The sequence below is a fragment of the Lactobacillus nasalidis genome, assembly GCF_016587775.1.
Classification (GTDB): domain Bacteria; phylum Bacillota; class Bacilli; order Lactobacillales; family Lactobacillaceae; genus Lactobacillus; species Lactobacillus nasalidis.
On record NZ_BOCG01000092.1, the window covers coordinates 1 to 1,164 of the forward strand.

Genomic DNA, 1,164 nt, shown 5'->3' on the forward strand with positions numbered 1-1,164 from the left:
TCCCTAAGGACTTCGGTTGGCAAGAAATCGAAGACAACTACCGTGTTTCCGCAAGCAACCACGTTGCTGACAACTACGCAGCTCCAACTGCTGAATCAATTGAAGCCGCAACTAAGCTGATCAAGGAAGCCAAGAACCCAGTTGTTTACTTCGGTTTGGGCGCATCCGCTGCTGCTGACGAATTGAAGGAATTCTCTGACAAGTTCAAGATGCCAATGATGTCCTCATACCTGGGCAAGGGTATCGTTGAAGACAGCTTCAAGGCATACCTTGGTACGATCGGCCGTATCGGTGCTAAGGCTCCTAACGAAGTTCAAGGCCACACTGACCTGGTAGTTTGGGTTGGCAACAACTCACCATTCTCAGTATTGTGGTTCCCTAAGAACGCCAAGGTTATCCAAATCGACGTTGACCCAGAAAAGCAAGGCAAGCGTCACTCAGTTGACGTATCAATCCTGGCAGACGCCAAGAAGAGCTTGCGTGCTTTGATCGACGCTGGCGAAGCCCGTGAAGAATCACCACTTTACAAGGCTGCTTTGGCAGACCGTGAAGAATGGGACGCATGGACTGCTTCATTCGCTGACGACCACTTGAAGGACGAAGGCCGCGTACGCCAAGAACCAATCTGGGACGTCATCAACAAGGAAGCCGCAGACAACGCTGTCTTTGCAATTGACGTTGGTAACGTCAACATGGACCACGTACGTCTGCTCAACATGAACGGCAAGCAACGCTGGACTACTTCAGGCCTGCACGCAACCATGGGCTACGGTGCTCCAGCAGCTATTGCAGCCGCAACTGCTTACCCAGACCGTGAAGTATGGCACTTGGCCGGTGACGGTGGCTTCGCGATGATGAGCGAAGAACTGCTTACTTTGGCTCGCTACAACATGCACGTATTGACTGTTGTCTTCACCAACGAAACTTTGGGCTACATCGAAGCAGAACAACGTGACGAATCGAACCAACCACTGTCAGGCGTTATCCTGCCAGACAATGACTGGGCAAAGGTTGCAGAAGGCATGAACATGAAGGCCTTCACTGTTCACGACAAGGCTGAATTCCAAGCAGCTGTAGAAGAATGGAAGAAGATGGACGGCCCAGCCTTCATCGACGTTAAGTACACCAAGCACATGGCTTACTCAACTGAACTGAACACCCTGG

At 51.3% G+C, this 1,164-nt stretch carries 1 protein-coding gene; it reads left to right on the plus strand.

Translation table 11 applies throughout. From position 1 onward, the window contains the following. On the plus strand, positions 1-1,164 hold a 1,164-nt coding region (locus lacNas_RS01195), incomplete at both ends, for a thiamine pyrophosphate-dependent enzyme (RefSeq protein WP_244661396.1).